This window comes from Serratia sp. CY33525, assembly GCF_052169115.1.
Taxonomy (GTDB): domain Bacteria; phylum Pseudomonadota; class Gammaproteobacteria; order Enterobacterales; family Enterobacteriaceae; genus Serratia; species Serratia sarumanii.
The window spans coordinates 101292-114783 of sequence record NZ_JBJNLK010000010.1; the positions used below are offsets into that span (position 1 = coordinate 101292).

At 62.6% G+C, this 13492-nt stretch carries 15 protein-coding genes; 7 read left to right on the forward strand and 8 right to left on the reverse strand.

The window, feature by feature from the left end; genetic code table 11:
* Nucleotides 1-75 precede the first annotated feature (75 nt).
* The 3 genes from galR to ACJ8IM_RS21185 all read left to right on the forward strand — a co-directional run bounded on the left by galR (nt 76) and on the right by ACJ8IM_RS21185 (nt 1907).
* Entirely contained in the window at nt 76-1095 is a 1020-nt protein-coding gene (galR, locus tag ACJ8IM_RS21175; RefSeq protein WP_033649496.1) for an HTH-type transcriptional regulator GalR, read from the forward strand.
* A 159-nt stretch (nt 1096-1254) separates the two neighbouring features.
* Nucleotides 1255-1599, forward strand: coding sequence for a type II toxin-antitoxin system RelE/ParE family toxin (locus ACJ8IM_RS21180; RefSeq protein ID WP_033654103.1), 345 nt, complete (start codon nt 1255-1257; stop codon nt 1597-1599).
* Nucleotides 1600-1604: 5 nt separating this feature from the next.
* Nucleotides 1605-1907 carry a helix-turn-helix domain-containing protein gene (locus tag ACJ8IM_RS21185; RefSeq protein ID WP_004931828.1) on the forward strand — a complete coding sequence of 101 codons (303 nt, stop codon included), beginning with the start codon at nt 1605-1607 and terminating at the stop codon, nt 1905-1907.
* Nucleotides 1908-1934: 27 nt separating this feature from the next.
* Here the strand turns inward: ACJ8IM_RS21185 and lysA are convergent, their stop codons facing one another.
* Nucleotides 1935-3197, reverse strand: coding sequence for a diaminopimelate decarboxylase (gene lysA, locus ACJ8IM_RS21190; protein ID WP_033654102.1), 1263 nt, complete (start codon nt 3195-3197; stop codon nt 1935-1937).
* A 133-nt stretch (nt 3198-3330) separates the two neighbouring features.
* Here lysA and ACJ8IM_RS21195 point away from each other — a divergent pair, with 133 nt between their 5' ends.
* Nucleotides 3331-4254: a LysR family transcriptional regulator gene (locus tag ACJ8IM_RS21195; protein WP_033654101.1), complete on the forward strand. Its 924-nt coding sequence runs from the start codon at nt 3331-3333 to the stop codon at nt 4252-4254.
* Nucleotides 4255-4281: 27 nt separating this feature from the next.
* Here ACJ8IM_RS21195 and ACJ8IM_RS21200 read toward each other — a convergent pair whose 3' ends face one another.
* On the reverse strand, nt 4282-5190 hold the full coding sequence (locus ACJ8IM_RS21200) for a LysR family transcriptional regulator (RefSeq protein ID WP_033654100.1): 909 nt from the start codon (nt 5188-5190) through the stop codon (nt 4282-4284).
* Between the two features lie 108 nt (nt 5191-5298).
* On the opposite strand from ACJ8IM_RS21200, the gene ACJ8IM_RS21205 reads away from it, so the two are divergent.
* Nucleotides 5299-6183 (forward strand): MBL fold metallo-hydrolase, encoded by an 885-nt coding sequence (locus ACJ8IM_RS21205; RefSeq protein WP_033654099.1) that lies wholly within the window; start codon nt 5299-5301, stop codon nt 6181-6183.
* Between the two features lie 68 nt (nt 6184-6251).
* Nucleotides 6252-6899 (forward strand): DsbA family protein, encoded by a 648-nt coding sequence (locus ACJ8IM_RS21210; RefSeq protein ID WP_033654098.1) that lies wholly within the window; start codon nt 6252-6254, stop codon nt 6897-6899.
* 32 nt (nt 6900-6931) lie between these two features.
* On the opposite strand, the gene ACJ8IM_RS21215 is transcribed toward ACJ8IM_RS21210, so the two are convergent.
* Nucleotides 6932-7639, reverse strand: coding sequence for a tetratricopeptide repeat protein (locus ACJ8IM_RS21215; protein ID WP_101455642.1), 708 nt, complete (start codon nt 7637-7639; stop codon nt 6932-6934).
* A gap of 205 nt (nt 7640-7844) precedes the next feature.
* Here ACJ8IM_RS21215 and ACJ8IM_RS21220 point away from each other — a divergent pair, with 205 nt between their 5' ends.
* The gene (locus ACJ8IM_RS21220; protein ID WP_101455643.1) at nt 7845-9572 is read left to right on the forward strand and encodes an ABC transporter ATP-binding protein/permease; all 1728 of its coding nucleotides are present in this window, start codon (nt 7845-7847) and stop codon (nt 9570-9572) included.
* Between the two features lie 36 nt (nt 9573-9608).
* Here the strand turns inward: ACJ8IM_RS21220 and agaF are convergent, their stop codons facing one another.
* Genes agaF through ACJ8IM_RS21245 form a run of 5 tightly spaced genes read right to left on the reverse strand, consistent with a single transcriptional unit; the run spans nt 9609 to nt 13492 of the window.
* The gene (agaF, locus tag ACJ8IM_RS21225) at nt 9609-10043 is read right to left on the reverse strand and encodes a PTS galactosamine/N-acetylgalactosamine transporter subunit IIA (RefSeq protein ID WP_101455644.1); all 435 of its coding nucleotides are present in this window, start codon (nt 10041-10043) and stop codon (nt 9609-9611) included.
* 10 nt (nt 10044-10053) lie between these two features.
* Entirely contained in the window at nt 10054-10947 is an 894-nt protein-coding gene (locus tag ACJ8IM_RS21230; protein WP_016929936.1) for a PTS system mannose/fructose/sorbose family transporter subunit IID, read from the reverse strand.
* On the reverse strand, nt 10937-11716 hold the full coding sequence (gene agaW / locus ACJ8IM_RS21235) for a PTS N-acetylgalactosamine transporter subunit IIC (RefSeq protein WP_033635784.1): 780 nt from the start codon (nt 11714-11716) through the stop codon (nt 10937-10939). The genes ACJ8IM_RS21230 and agaW overlap by 11 nt, the downstream gene beginning before the upstream one ends.
* 14 nt (nt 11717-11730) lie before the next feature.
* Entirely contained in the window at nt 11731-12207 is a 477-nt protein-coding gene (gene agaV, locus ACJ8IM_RS21240; RefSeq protein WP_019455696.1) for a PTS N-acetylgalactosamine transporter subunit IIB, read from the reverse strand.
* A 1-nt stretch (nt 12208) separates the two neighbouring features.
* Nucleotides 12209-13492, reverse strand: a complete 1284-nt coding sequence (locus ACJ8IM_RS21245; protein ID WP_039567337.1) for a D-tagatose-bisphosphate aldolase, class II, non-catalytic subunit — start codon at nt 13490-13492, stop codon at nt 12209-12211.

Below are 13492 nucleotides of genomic sequence, written 5' to 3' on the forward strand. Positions count from 1 at the left end.
AACACCGCTTGCAGCCCCGGTTTTTTTCCGCAAAACTGGGGGATGTAAGCGATTACCCAGGATGTGTTGACTGATATGGCTACGATAAAGGATGTTGCCAGGCTGGCGGGTGTTTCCGTGGCCACGGTATCCCGCGTGATAAACAATTCCCCCAAGGCCAGCGAAGGGTCGCGCACCGCGGTGCTGGCCGCCATGGAACAGCTGCAGTATCACCCCAATGCCAACGCACGGGCGCTGGCGCAGCAGTCCACCGAAACGCTGGGCCTGATCGTCTCCGACGTTTCCGACCCCTTCTTCGGGGCGATGGTCAAAGCGGTCGAGCAGGTGGCCTACGCCACCCACAATTTTCTGCTGATTGGCAACGGTTACCACGACGCCGAAAAAGAGCGTCAGGCGATTGAACAGCTGGTGCGACATCGCTGCGAGGCGCTGGTGGTGCACGCCAAGAGTCTGAGCGATCGGGAACTTGGCGGCTGGATGCAGCAGATCCCGGGCATGGTGCTGATCAACCGCACGCTGCCGGGTTTTGAAACGCGCTGCGTGGCGCTCGACGATCGCTACGGCGCCTGGCTGGCGACCCGTCATCTGATCCAGCAAGGGCATCAGCGCATCGCCATCATCTGCTCCACCCACCAGATTTCCGACGCCACCGATCGCCTGCAAGGCTATCTCGACGCGCTGCAGGAGCACGGCATTGCGGTGGATGAAAAGCTGATCGCCTACGGCGAACCGGACGAGATCGGCGGCGAACAGGCGATGACCGAATTGCTCGGCCGCGGCCGCTCGTTCTCCGCCGTTACCTGCTACAACGATCCGATGGCCGCCGGCGCGCTTTCGGTGCTGAGCGACAACAGCGTCGACGTACCGGGGCAAATTTCGCTGATCGGTTTCGACGACGTGCTGATTTCGCGCTACCTGCGGCCGCGCCTGACCACCGTTCGCTACCCGATCGTGGCGATGGCGACCCAGGCGGCGGAACTGGCCCTGGCCTTGGCCAATCGTCAACCGCTGCCGGAAATCACCAACATGTTCAGCCCGACGCTGGTGCGCCGCCACTCGGTCGCCACCCTCAACAACGCGCACGAACAGCCGTAATTCGCGCCGCCGCATGGGTGAGCCATCACCCATGCGCTCAGATTGCGCAGCCCGCCGCATTTCCCGCTTTTGGATTTTTTCCGCTCCCAGCGTTCGTGCATATTGTTGGCACAATAACCTTTACACTATATAGCATAAACGCTATATTCGGAGCGCGTCATGTGGCAAGTGGTGACCGTCGAACGGTTCGACGACTGGTTTTTAGCGCTGAACAACGCCCAGCAAACAAGTATCCTGGCGGCGATCTTCAAATTACAGACGTTCGGCCCGCAGTTGACGCGGCCGCATGCCGATACGCTGCATTTTTCCGACGCGGTCCGGCAGTTGAAGGAGCTACGCATTCAACATCGCGGGCGCCCTTTCAGGGTATTTTTCGCCTTTGACCCACAGCGGCAAGCGGTATTGCTGTGCGGTGGCGATAAAACCGGCGACAAACGCTTTTACCAGCGCATGTTGCCCATCGCCGCCATGGAGTTTTCACATTATCTGGCAACCCGGAGGTAGTGCAGATGGCCAAACCTTTATCCCAACTGATCGATAAACTCGATCCCGCCGTCGTTGCCGCCGCCAGGCAAAAAGCGGACCAGGAGATTTTCGAGCTGCGGCTGGCGATGCTGAGGGAAGAGCTGGCGGTCTCTCAGGTTGAATTGGCGAAGCGGCTCGGCATCAGCCAACCCTCCGTCGCCAATTTGGAAAAGCGCGGCAGCGAAATCAAACTGTCATCGCTCAAACGCTATATCGAGGCCATGGGCGGCACGCTGTCGCTGGATGTGCAATTGCCCAATGGCCAGCACCGCCGCATGACGCTGTAAAGCGGGCGCAGCACGCCCGCCCGCTTATCAGATAAGCTCCAGCGCGATCAGCTCTTCGATGGTCTGGCGGCGGCGGATCAGCCGCGGTTCGCCGTTTTCGAACAGCACTTCGGGCAACAGCGGGCGGCTGTTGTAGTTGGAGGACATCGACGCGCCGTAGGCGCCGGTGTCGTGGAACACCAGATAATCGCCGATCTGCACCGGCGGCAGTTCGCGGGTTTCCACGCCGCCGCCCGCCTGCTGGGTGAACACGTCGCCGGATTCGCACAGCGGCCCGGCAATTACCGTCTCGCGCAGCGCTTGCCGCGAGGTGTCGCGCCCATCGGCCGGCAACAGCGAAATATGGTGATAGCTGCCGTACATTGCCGGGCGCATCAGATCGTTAAAACCGGCGTCCACCAGCACGAAGTGGCGGCTGCCCATGTCTTTTACCGCCCGCACCTCGGCCACCAAGACGCCCGCTTCCGCCATCAGGAAACGCCCCGGTTCGATCTCCAGCTGCACCGGATGCCCCAGATGCGCGGCGATGCGTTCACGCGCCCGGTTCCACAACCCGAAATAGTGTTCGGTATCGATCGCCTCTTCGCCGTACTGGTACGGGATAGACAGGCCACCGCCGGCGGAAATGGCGCTGATATCATGACCGAGATCGATCACCTGCTGCACCATCGCATCGCAGACGCGCTCCAGATGCTGGTAATCGACGCCGGAACCGATGTGCATGTGCACGCCGACAAGCTTCAGGCCGTAGCGGCGAATTTTCTCCACCGCCTGCGGCAGGTCGGCATACCAGATACCGTGCTTGCTATTCTCGCCGCCGGTGTTGGTTTTCTGGCTATGGCCGTGGCCAAACCCCGGGTTAATGCGCAGCCACACCGGGTGCCCTGCGGAAACCTGGCCGAGCTGATCCAGCATGTCGATGGAACCGGCGTTGACCGGGATCTTCAATTCGCTGACGCGCGCCAACGTGGCGTGATCCAACACGTCCGCGGTAAACACGATTTCGCTCGGTTCGCCGCCCGGCTGAAAACCGGCCTGCAGCGCCCGCTCGATCTCGCCCAGCGACACCGAATCCACCTTCACGCCCTGCTCGCGCATCAAGCGCAAAATATGAATGTTCGAACAGGCCTTCTGTGCGAAACGGATAGTGTCGAAATGGCGCAGCTGAGCGATGAGCTGGCTGATGATGTCCGCATCATAGGCCCAAACCGGGCAGCCGAAACGCTGCGGCAAGGCCAGCAGGTTGGTGGCGTTCAACGCGGTGGAGGTGTCGTGCAACGGGCGTGGCATGGCGATATTCCCAATTCGAAAATGACGGCAGATAACGCCATAGTGCCGCACGCTGAATCGGGTGGAAAATATCTATTTAGCCGTAGTCTATTCATTTATGATATGGCTTTCCCCTTAATCGAGCGCCCTCGCCATGCACAGCATCTCTTTGCGGCAGATCGAAATCTTTCGGGCGGTGATGACCACCGGCAACCTGACCGAGGCGGCGGCCCTGCTGCAAACCTCGCAACCGACCGTCAGCCGCGAGCTGGCGCGCTTTGAGAAGCTGATCCGGCTGCAGCTGTTCGATCGGGTGCGCGGTCGCTTGTCCCCTACCGTGCAGGGCCTACGGTTGTTCGAAGAGGTGCAGCGCTCCTATTACGGCCTCGATCGCATCGTCAACGCCGCCGCCGGCATCCGCCAGTTTCAGCAGGCGCAGCTGTCGATCGTGTGCCTGCCGGTATTTTCCCAATCGCTGCTGCCGGCGGTGTGCCGGCCCTTTATCGAACGTTACCCGGAAGTCAGCTTCAGCGTTATCCCGCAAGAGTCGCCGCTGCTGGAAGAGTGGCTGTCGGCCCAGCGCCACGATCTCGGGCTGACGGAAACCACCCTGACGCCGGCGGGCACCGAGCGGGTGACGCTGATGACGTTGAACGAAGTGTGCGTGCTGCCGACGGGCCACCCGCTGCTGCTGAAAGATCGGCTGACGCCGCAGGACTTCGCCGGGCAGAACTTTATCAGCCTGTCGAGCACCGACAGCTATCGCCACCTGTTGGATACGCTGTTCGGCGAGCAGGGCGTCGAGCGCCGCATGGTGATGGAAACGCACAGCGCGGCATCGGTATGCGCCATGGTGAGGGCCGGCGTGGGGGTGTCGATCGTCAACCCGCTGACGGCGCTCGACTATGCCGGCAACGGCGTGCACGTGCGGCCGTTCAGCATCGACGTGCCGTTCACCGTCAGCCTGATTCGGCCGCTACACCGCCCCTCGTCGGCGCTGGTGACGGCCTTTATCGACCACCTTCATCAGCAGGCCGCCACCTTTGTCGCCCGGCTGGCCGCCGCCGTCAGGCGCTGAAAGCGGCGTGGGAATATTGCCGAAGCATCAGCGCAGCGTCGCCTGCCACTGCTGATCGGTGGCGAACCACTCCACCAAAAAGTCCAGCATGGTGCGCAAGGTGGCGGGCATCTGGCGGCGTGAGGTATAGATGCCGTATATGCCCATCGACTGCGGCCGGTAATCCGGCAACAGTTCGACCAGTTCGCCGCTGGCCAGCAGCGGCGCCGCCGAATAATAGGGCTGCATGGAAATGCCCGCCCCCTGCACCGTGCCGGCCATCAGCACCACCGACTCGTTGGCACTCAGGTTGCCGCTGACCGCTACCGCCGATTTCACGCCCTGAGCATCGAAGTGCCACAGGCTTTTGCCGAAATAGGAGTAGGTCAGGCAGTTGTGCAACGCCAGATCCTGCGGTTGACGCGGGGTGCCGTGCGCCGCCAGATATGCCGGCGCGGCGCACACCACCGATGCGCAGGTGGACAGCGGGCGGGCGATCAGGTTGGGATCCAGCTCGTTGGTGATGCGCAGCGCCAGATCGATGCGCTCTTCCACCAGGTTCACCGCCCGATTGTTCATCTGCAGATCGACCGCCACCTGCGGGTGGCGCTTCAGATACTGAGCGACCGCCCCCACCAGCGCCGTTTGCCCGAGCGACTGCGAACAGGTGATGCGCAGCAGGCCGCGCAGCTCATCGCTCTGCCCTTCCTCCACCAGGTCGATCTCCCCCGCCAGCGCCAGCATTTGCCGGCAGCGTTCCAGAGTGCGCTCCCCGGCGTCGGTCAGACTAAGCTTACGGGTAGTGCGGTGCAGTAAACGCGCCCCGGCCCATTGCTCCATCTGCGCCAGGTAGCGCGTCACCATCGCGCGCGACATCTCCAGCGTTTCCGCGGCGGCGATCATGCTGCCGCGATCGACGATGGTGACAAAAACCTCAGCGGCGGTAATGCGATCCATAATTAGTCCGATTTATGCAACGAATAATTGCTTATTATCCGGTTTTTCTATCGCTTTATGCAACCTAACATCATTACAACATTAACCGATACCTAAGGACCTCTGCCCATGTTTAAGAAATCACTGTTAACTCTGGCCTTCACCGGCGTCGCCACCCTCAGCACCTACGCCACCGCGGCCGATACCCTGACCATGGAAGTGTATAACCCGGGCGAGAAAAGCGTGTTCCCGGTGTCTTCCGAAATCATCAGCGGCAAACACGAAGTGGCGCTGATCGACGCTCAGTTCCAACGCAACGACGCTGAAGAGCTGGTGAAAAAGATCAAGGCGACCGGCAAGAAACTGACCACCGTTTACATCAGCCACTCAGACCCGGATTTCTATTTCGGTCTGGACGTGATTAAAGCGGCCTTCCCGGAGGCGAAAATCATCGCTTCGACAGGCACCATCAAGGACATCAACGCTACCAAAGACGGTAAAGTCGCCTATTGGGGCCCGATCCTGAAAGACAACGCGCCGAAAACCGTGATCGTGCCGCAGCCGCTGCAGGGCGACAGCTTCACCATCGACGGCCAGAAAGTGGAAGTGAAAGGCCTGAACGGCCCGACCCCCGATCGCACCTTCGTGTGGATCCCGGCGCTGAAAGCGGTAGTGGGCGGTGTCGCGGTCGCCGGTGACAACATCCACCCGTGGATCGCCGACAACCAGAGCGTGGAATCGCGCCAGCACTGGCAGCAGACGCTGAAAAACATCGAAGCGCTGAAGCCGCAGGTCGTGGTGCCGGGCCACTTCCTGCCGGGCGCAGCGCAAACGCTGGCATCGGTGCACTTTACCCAGAAATACCTGACCACGCTGGAAGCCGAGCTGCCGAAGGCCAAGGATTCCGCCGCGCTGATTGAGGCGATGAAAAAGCACTACCCGACGCTGAAAGACGAGTCGAGCCTGGAACTGAGCGCGAAAGTGCTGAAAGGCGAGATGAAGTGGCCGCAATAAGCGCCCGTGCGTGATTGAACCAGCCCTGGCGCCGCGGTGAGCTGCCGCGCGCCAGGCGAGGAGTAAAGATGACCGAAACCACTCTGCATTACATTTTCGATCCGCTGTGCGGCTGGTGCTACGGCGCCGCACCATTGGTGAAAGCGGCTCAGAGCATCCCCGGGCTGAAGATCGTGCCGCATGCCGGCGGCATGATGACCGGCAACAACCGCCGTCAGATTACCGACGAATGGCGCAACTACGTCATTCCGCACGACAAACGCATCGCCGAGATGACGAGCCAGCCTTTTGGCGAAGCCTATTTCAACGGCCTGCTGCGCGACACCACGGCGGTGATGGATTCCGAGCCGCCGATTACCGCTATCCTGGCGGCGGAAAAGCTGGCGGGACGCGGGCTGGACATGCTGCACCGCATTCAGCAGGCGCACTATCAAGAAGGCCGGCGCATCGCCGATACGCCGGTGCTGGAAGCGTTGGCGAAAGAATTGGGGTTGCCTTCGGCGGCGTTTATCGCCGAAATGCGTTTCAACACCGGCGCGCCAACCGCGCAGCACATCGCGGAAAGCCGGGCGCTACTGGCCAAAGTGCAAGGCCAGGGCTTCCCGACCTTTGCGCTGCAGGACAGCGAAGGCCGTCTGCATCTGCTGCCGGCCGGCAACTATCTGGGTAACGTGGAAGCCTGGAAAAACCTGCTGGGCGCCGCCGCGCTGGCGTAATCTACCTTTCCCGTCCCGGCTGCCGGGGCGGGTCATTCGACCCGCACGAACCGCCCTTCCGCGCGCACGTTGTGACCGAACCCGCAATCCCCCCGCGTGTGCATCTCCAGCGCTTGCTCGCCAAATTCCAGCGTGACGTCGCAGACCTGCGCGCTTTCCGAGTCATGCTGATGGTAGACCGCTTTGCCGTGCTCGATTGGCAGCTCGGCGGTGAAGTCACCCATGTTCGGCCCGTAATACAGCCCCATCTGCGGCATGGCGTAGCCGGAAAAATCGATCAGCCAGCGCTCGCCATGCGGCTTCACCGCCACTTCGCTCCACACGCCGCGCCCGGCGTATTGCCAATACACGCCGCCCGGCCCCTGCGGCTGCGGCGGCTGCGCCAGGCGTTGGCGCAACAGGCTCATGTTGTGCTGCGATTTGTCATCGTGCGGCGCCAGCGCCAGGTAGGCCTGTGCCTTGAGCAATTCCCCGGCGCGCATCAGCGACAGCGCCACGTTGTTGTAGGCCGTGGCGATGGCCTGCTCGCTCAGGCCGCAAAACTCGCTCCAGGCCGCCTGATCGCGAAAGATGTCGGCAGCTTTGGCGTAATCCTGCCGCTGATAGGCCTTTTTTCCCAGTTCGGCGTAGCTCGCCACCTTTTGGCAGTCGGCGGCGATGTCCGGCTCGTCAATGTGCGCCCAGGCCCGGGCGCCGGCGAAGACGCCGCAGGTCAGCAACAGGGGAAACCAAGCCTTCATCGTTTATCCTTTCTGCAAAAATTCGGCGCCAGTATAACCGCCCGGCGGTGGAGTGTATGCCGCAATTGCGCCCGTCGGCGTGCCGCTGTCGATTCAGCCACCTTATTTCAAACGGTTAGCGGAGTTAAAACTGCTTACAGTCGCGGTTTGTTTGTTACCGTCCCGCAGCCCATGCTGAACGAAATACCGCAATTATCGAGCCGTTATGAACGCAACCCCCCTGCAGAAACACGCCGTGTGGCAGCTGATCAAACCCTTTTGGGTGTCGGAGGAGCGATGGCGCGCCTGGATGATGCTGATCGCCATCGTCGTCCTGTCACTCGGTCTGGTCTATATCAGCGTGCAGATCAACCAGTGGAATCAAGTGTTCTACGATGCGCTGCAGAACAAAAACTACCCGGTATTCAAGGCGCAGCTGTGGCGCTTTACCTATCTGGCGCTGATCTTCATCGTGCTGGCGGTCTACAAGATCTACCTGACTCAGGGGCTGCAGATGCGCTGGCGGCGCTGGATGACGGAAAAGTTCATGGAAAAATGGCTGGCGCACCAGACGTATTACCACGCCGAGCAGCAGCAGATCGTCGATAACCCCGATCAGCGTATTGCCGAAGATCTCAACGTCTTGACCCAATATACCCTGTCGCTGTCGCTCGGGCTGCTCTCCAGCCTGGTGACGCTGTTTTCCTTTATCGACATCCTATGGCACGTCAGCGGGCCGATGACCTTCGCGCTCGGCCAGCACGCTATCACGCTGCCCGGTTATATGGTGTGGTTCGCGCTGCTGTATGCGGTGCTGGGATCGCTGCTGATCTGGTGGGTCGGCAAACCGCTGGTCATGCTGGGCTTCAACCAGGAACGGTATGAGGCAAACTTCCGTTTCGGCCTGATCCGCATCCGTGAAAACAACGACGCCATCGCGCTGTACCACGGCGAACCGCGCGAGGCGCAGCAGCTGGGCGACCGTTTTGACACCATTCGCAGCAACTGGTGGGCTATTATGCGCATCACCCGGCGGCTGAACATCGCCACCAACTTCTACGGCCAGTTCGCCATCGTGTTTCCCCTGCTGGTGGCGGCGCCGCGCTACTTCTCCGGCGCCATTCAGATGGGCGGCCTGATGCAGATCGCCTCGGCCTTCGGCCAGGTACAGGGTGCGCTGTCGTGGTTCATCGACGCATTTAACGATTTGGCGACCTGGAAAGCCTGCGTCAACCGTCTGGCCGGCTTCAACGCCGCCGTCGATCAGGTGCATCATCAGCCGCGCGGCATTCAGCTGCGGGAAGAGACCGCCCATCCGTTGACGCTGAGCAACCTCAGCATGCACTTGCCCGACGGCCAGCCGCTGCTGGCCGGCGCCGAGATGACGCTGCAACGCGGCGATCGCCTGCTGATCGTCGGCCCTTCCGGCTGCGGCAAGTCGACGCTGCTGCGGGCCATCGCCGGTATCTGGCCTTACGGCGCGGGCGCCATCGGGGTAGCGGCCAATGCCAACACGTTGTTCCTGCCGCAGCGCAGCTACATTCCGATCGGCACGCTGCGCGAAGCGTTGAGCTACCCGAGCCTGGCGTCGGAATACAGCGATCCGCAGCTGATGCGAGTGCTGGAAAACTGCCGCCTGAAGCACCTGCAGCGTTGGCTGGATACCTCCGCCAACTGGAGCCATCGCCTGTCGCCGGGCGAGCAACAGCGGCTGGCGTTCGCCCGCGCCCTGTTGATTCGCCCGAACATCCTGTTCCTCGACGAAGCCACCAGCGCGCTGGACGACGAAACCGAACAGCTGATGTACTGCCTGCTGGTGGATGAACTGCCGGAGGTCACGCTGATCAGCGTGGCGCACCGCAACAGCGTGGCGAAGTACCACCAGACCTGCTGGCGCTTCAGCCGCAGCGAAGATCAAGCGGCGCGCCTGGCGCTGAGCCCGCTGCCGGCATAACACACAGAGCCGGGCGCGGCCGCGCCCGGCGTTCGTTCAGATGCCGTCGGCCGGCACGTCTTCACATTTCCCCCGGCGGCGCTCATGCCACAGGCTGGTCAGGCCGCGTTTGCCACACGCCAGCGCCACCTCGCGAAACTCATCCAGGCTCAACCCGTCGCGCTCCAGCATCATTTCCGCCGCCAGCTGCATGTTGACGCCGGTCAGCACTTCGCAATCGCCCTGCGCATCCGCCAGTTCGCAGGCGCTGCGGAACGGCGAGCCGCCGAGCATGTCGGTGAGAAACACCACGCCGTCCGGTTGCGCCACCGCCGCCAGCGCCGAGCGCAAGGCATCGTTGAGCTGCGCGGTGCTCATCTGTTCGGGGAAATCGACCGCCGCGCAGTGCGGCTGCGGCCCCACCACCTGCTCCACCGCCTGCAACAGCCCGGTGGCGAAGCCGCCGTGGCCGGTAATCACAATGCCTGGCATAGCCCGCTCCTCACAAAATGCCGATAAATTTGCCCGCTACGCCGATCGCTACGGTGACGCCAATCAGCTTCACCGGCGAGAAACCGCGCTTCATCAGGAAGAAAATGAGCAGCGTGAAGCACAGCGGCAACAAGTTGGGCATCAACTTGTCCAGCACGTCTGTCTGCAGCGCCACGCTGGCTTTGCCGGCATGCATCACCAACGGCGTGGACAGATGCACATACGAGGCCACCAGTGCGCCGATCACCGTCATGCCGACGATCGACGCGGCGTGAGAAATGCGCCGGGTGTGGGTCTTCAACAGCGCCAGCGCGCTGGTGCCGGCCTGATAGCCGTAGTGCGCCAGCCCGAAGCGCAGGCCGAAGTGGAACAGGTTGAACAGCAGCAGGAAGACGATCGGCCCGAACAGGCTGCCCTCCAATGCCAGCGAAGCGCCTATCCCGGCGCAGATCGGCAGCAGCGTCAGCCAAAACAGCGCGTCGCCGATGCCGCCGAGCGGCCCCATCAGCGCCACTTTCACCGCGCGAATGGTGGAGATCTTCTCCTTGTTCTGCTCCATCGCCAGCACCAGGCCGGACAGGAAGGTGACGTCGAACGGGTGCACGTTGATAAATTCCATGTGCATCTTCATCGAGTTGGCCAGATCCTGCGGGTTGCGGTGGATCTTGCGCAGCCCGGGGATCAGCTGGTACAGCCAGCCGCCGGCCTGCATGCGTTCATAGTTGAACGACGCCTGCAACAGCAGCGAACGCCAGGCCATTCGATTGATGTCGCCGCGCGTCAGCGCTTCGGCGGGCTGGCTGTCCAGATAGTCGTCCTGCTCCACCTGGCTGGTGGCCAGCGCCTGCGCCATGCGTTGCTCGGCCTTTTGCGCCAGCAGATCGTCGGAATCGTTAAATGCCATCTTCGGCGTCCTCCTGCGGAGCGGGCCGGGCCGTCGCCTCTGCCGCGCCGCGTTGCGTGTTGAAGAAATCGATCAGGGCGATCGCCAGGGCGCCCAGCGCCACCGCCAGGATCGGCAGCTTGAGGAACGTGACCGAGATAAAGCCGAGGATAAAATAGGCCACGTAGGTTTTTTTCATCATCACCTTCATCAGCAGCGAGAAGCCGATTGCCGGCATCATGCCGCCCGCCACCGCCAGCCCGTCCAGCAGCCAACCCGGCGCTTTCTGCACCATGGCGCTGGCCGCATCGGCGCCGAAGTAAATCGGCAGGAACGCCACCACGAAATAGAAGATGAACAGGATGCCGATGCCGAGATAGTTCACCCGTTCGACGCCGCGCCAGTTCAGCTCTTTCACCATGCGATCGCAGCGGTGCATCATCGGCGAGAACAGCGTAAACAGCAGCGTGATGCAGCCCTGCACCGCAATCGAGAATGGCACCGCCACGCCGATCGCCACTTTAGGATCGGCCTTGGTCAGAATGGCGAACGCGGTGCCGATCACCCCGCCGATCACCACGTTCGGCGGTTGGGCGCCCGCCAGCGGCACCATCCCCATCCACACCAGCTCCAGCGTGCCGCCCACCAGCAACCCGGTGTAGACATCGCCCAAAATCAGCCCCACCAGCGGCCCCATCACCACCGGCCGATGGAAGTGGGTCAGGCCGTCGAACAGATCCACCCCCGCCAGCCCGGCCAACAGCGCAATCAATAACGCATCCGTCAACATGCTTTCCCCCTGGCTCAAAAGAGCAGTTTGCCGATCGCCTCGCCCGCCTCATCCGGCACCCGGCGCACTTCGCACTCCACGCCCAGCGCCGCTAACGCGCGAAACGCGGCCACGTCGCCGTCGTCCAGCGACACCGTTTTGTGCACCTGCCGCTTTCCCTCGGCGAAGTGCATGTTGCCGACGTTGACGAAACGGATCGGCACCCCGCCGCGCACCAGCGTCAACACATCCTGCGGCGTTTTGCACACCAGAAAAATCTTCTGCCGATCCGCCGCCTTGTGGATCACGTCGATGGTTTTCTGCAGCGTGAAGTAGCGGGTCTGCACCCCTTCCGCCACCACCATGTCCATCAGGTTCTGCTGCACCGGATCGGCGGCCGCCTCGTCGTTGGCCACCACCACCAGGTTGGCGCCGAGGGTGTTGGTCCAGGTCACGCCCACCTGGCCGTGCACCAGACGATTGTCGATGCGGGTCATTAAAATGTTCGGCATGTCAGCGGCCCTCCGGGTAGCAGGCGGCGTGGTAATCGTCGAGCACCTGCGTCACTTTATGCAGCACCCACTCTTGCGGATCGGCGCTCAATTCGCCGGCGTTCAGCGCCCGCGCCTGATCCGGCAGGTACTGGCTGAGCAGCGCCAGCGGCGCCGGGCTGCGGCGCAGGTTGTCCAGCAGCCCGTCGACCGCCTGCTGCACCTGCGGCTGCGGCCAGTAGTAACGAACCCGATCACTCAGGCTGTAGTGGCGATCGAGGTACTGTTGGTGCGGCGTGCCGTGGTAGTAGCGGCTCCACTGCTGCGGCTGCTCGCGCATCACCTGCTCCAGCGTGGCGCACAGCTGCGCCGACTGGCGCTCCCCCAGCCATTCACGCTCGATGCGATCGAGGGCGAACAGCGCTTCGCGCAGCGCGAAGGTCAGCGCCGGCCCCACCTTCAGGATGGCGAAGTGATCGCGCACCAGTTGGCGGTAGGCCTGCGGCGGCTGATAGTCCGTGGAGTGCGCTTCATAGATCATGCCCGGCTGGCGTTCGATGAAATGGCTCAATGCGTCGGCGCGCTGCGGCTGATAGCGTTCGACGCGGTGGTGATCGAACTCGACGCCCGGCTGCACCACCAGCGCGATGGTTCTCTGCCAGGCATCGTTCAGCTCGGCCTGTTGCCAGGCGATACGGTGCGTTTCCAGCGTTTGCGCCACCGCGTGCGGCGTGGTGACCTGCAGACTCGCCAGCGCCTCCTGCGCGCCGCCCGGCACCGGCACTTCGGTGCCAATCACATAGACCGGCGCTTCGCCGCCGCTCTGCATCCAGGCCCGCTCCGCCACCGCGCACAAGCGCGCCGCACGCTCGGCGACCGTGGCATCCCCCAGGGGCGAGGGATCGCCGGCGCACGACATGGAACAATCGAGGTGAATCTTGCGAAATCCGGCGCGAACGTAATCGTCGATCAAGGTTTCCGCCAGCGCCATCGCCTCCTGAGCCGGGCGATCTTGCCAGGCGTTGGGCCCCAGGTGATCGCCGCCCAGCCACACGCGATCGCGCGCCAGGCCAACCTCATCCGCCAGATGCCACAGCGCATCGCGGAACTGGGCCGCCGTTTGGCCGGTATAGCCGCCGAACTGATTGACCTGGTTGGACGTCGCCTCCACCAATACCGGCGTGCCGCGCGCTTTGGCCTGCCGCAGCGCGGCCTTCAGAACCCAGGGATGGGCGGAACAGACGGAAAAGATCCCGACCGGCATACCGGCCTTGTGCTGCTCGACAAGCTGTAACAACTGCTGCAT